General features: G+C 63.9%; 1 pseudogene. It reads left to right on the forward strand.

Features of this window, described 5'->3' with window-relative positions:
* A pseudogene (locus tag AAEY88_RS15760) lies at positions 1-230 on the forward strand (hypothetical protein); the annotation flags it as partial.

The raw sequence follows: 230 nt of genomic DNA on the forward strand, positions 1-230 counted from the left end.
GGCCTGGATGCAGGCGCAACTGGGCAGCTACTCAGTGCACCTGCATGAGCGCTCCGAGTTGGCCATGCTCGCCATCCAAGGCCCCCACGCCCGGCAGAAAATCGCCGAACTGGTGACCCAGTCCCGTGGCATCCTGATCCATCAGCTCAAACCGTTCGAAGGCCGGGCCGACGGCGACTGGTATATCGCCCGCACCGGCTATACCGGCGAAGACGGCCTCGAAATAGTGC

It is taken from the genome of Psychrobacter sp. CAL346-MNA-CIBAN-0220 (assembly GCF_040309805.1).
Lineage (GTDB): Bacteria > Pseudomonadota > Gammaproteobacteria > Pseudomonadales > Moraxellaceae > Psychrobacter.